Source organism: Streptomyces rhizosphaerihabitans, from assembly GCF_025399795.1.
In the GTDB taxonomy this organism is placed as follows: Bacteria; Actinomycetota; Actinomycetes; order Streptomycetales; family Streptomycetaceae; genus Streptomyces; species Streptomyces rhizosphaerihabitans.
This window is the reverse complement of the sequence record NZ_JAODTZ010000142.1, coordinates 1-1,743: the sequence shown is the minus strand read 5'-3', so window position 1 is coordinate 1,743 and position 1,743 is coordinate 1. Positions and strand designations below refer to the sequence as shown.

1 protein-coding gene and 1 pseudogene are annotated in these 1,743 nt (G+C 64.1%); both read left to right on the top strand.

Translation table 11 applies throughout. The features are described from left to right. Positions 1-375 (top strand): annotated as a pseudogene (locus N4G66_RS45070) (hypothetical protein); the annotation flags it as partial. Between the two features lie 287 nt (positions 376-662). Then, positions 663-1,601 carry a ribosome-inactivating family protein gene (locus N4G66_RS45065; protein ID WP_261710136.1) on the top strand — a complete coding sequence of 313 codons (939 nt, stop codon included), beginning with the start codon at positions 663-665 and terminating at the stop codon, positions 1,599-1,601. Positions 1,602-1,743: the final 142 nt, after the last annotated feature.

The window sequence follows — 1,743 nt, the reverse complement described above, 5'->3', positions numbered from 1 at the left end:
AGGAACCTCGCCGTCGAACGCGGTGCGCGGGCTGCGTCGTTGCGTGTCTTGCTCCGTGACCGGGATGGGAAGTACACCGAGTCCTTCGACGCGGTCGTCGCGGCCGAGGGCATCGAGGTCATGAGAACCGCGCCGCGGGCTCCTGGAATGGACGCGCACGGTGAACAGGTCATCGGCACCCTGCGGCGTGAGGTCCTTGACCACCTGCTGATCTGGAACGCCCCCATGCCCGGCAAGTCCTCGATGCCTACGCCCGGCACGACCACGGTCATCGCCCACACCAGGCGCGAGGGCAGCTTCCTGCGCTCGGCCAGGAACACCCAAGGCCCACCACGACTGCAACCGGTCAGCGACTCCCGTGTACTCGAGTGTTAGGCGGCTTGATCAACGAATACAGATATGCGGCGTGAGCTGCAGCGATGGGTTTCCGAACGGCACAGGGCACACCGCTCCACCGGCAGGGCGAGGGGCAAGCGCCTGCCCGGGAGTAGCCGGCACCCGCTGCTGGTCCACGACCCGCCCAACCAGCCGAGACGGTCCGCTGGATGAACCGGCGGACCACCGCGAAAGGATCGTCGTCAGCGAAACGTTGGCGAAGCGTCAGCGGGGATTGCGAAGGTGGTGCGTCAGGAACAGCAGACCGTGAGAACGGAGATTCGTACATGAGCGCAAGGCTCCCCGCCGGCGGTTACGTGAAGCGCCTGATGGTGTTACTGCTTTCACTCGTGGCTGTGCTCGGCATGACTCAAGTGAGGTCCATCCCGCTCGCGCATGCCGCCACCAGCAATTACTGGTCGCCGATCACGTGGAATATCACGGGGCTGGGTAACGGAAGCAACAGGGAGGCAGAGCGTAATTACCGGGCCATGGTGAACCAGCTACGGGTGCTCTCTGGTTATGACATCGGCACCGGCCTGATGCGAACCACGGAGCAGACTCAGCGCTACATCGAGGTCATGATTGTCGACAACGGAGATCCGGTCAACAATCATCGCATCTCTCTCTACCTGCGCCTCGACAACCTCTACCTCGATGGTTTCACCATCGTGGGGCAGAACTACAGGTTCAGTGATGCGCCGGGCTACCTGACGACACGGTTCGCAAACCAGTACCCAGGCGCCGTCCACCTGTTCCGCAACTTGCCCTACTCCTCGCATTATCAGGATCTCGCCAATGCCGGGACCCGCGGCAGTCAGGCATTCTCGGGGCCATCATTCTGGACCGCCATCCAGACCATCCAGAGGCTCACCGATCAGAACTGGAACAATGCCAGGTCTGCACTCGCCGCCATCATCGGCGCGACCTCCGAAGCGGCCCGATTCGGCTGGATCGAAAACCGGATCGCGAATTCTATCGGATCCGGCGGAGAAACGGACGACGCCGGCGGCTTCCACAACAACCTGGGCGGTTTCGGAGCCGACCTGGAGAACAGCTGGGACGACCTGTCAGAAATCGTCTACAGGCAGCAGAACGGCAACGGGCGCATCGAGCCCGTGAACATCGACGGCCACCGGTACAGCAGCATCAGCGACATCATCTACAGTCGCGGCAGCAGCGGACCGAGGCTCGCCCCGTTCCTCACCCACGGGAGCGCCCGCTGACGGCTGCCCCAGCCCGGCATTGCGGCCGGGCTGGGGCAGCCGGGGGCGTGTGAGCAGCAGGGTGGCCAGCGCACACAGGTGTTGCCACCGCACCTGCCTGGGACGCGCAGGAGTTCTGCCAGCACCTGGCCCAGCGCACCGG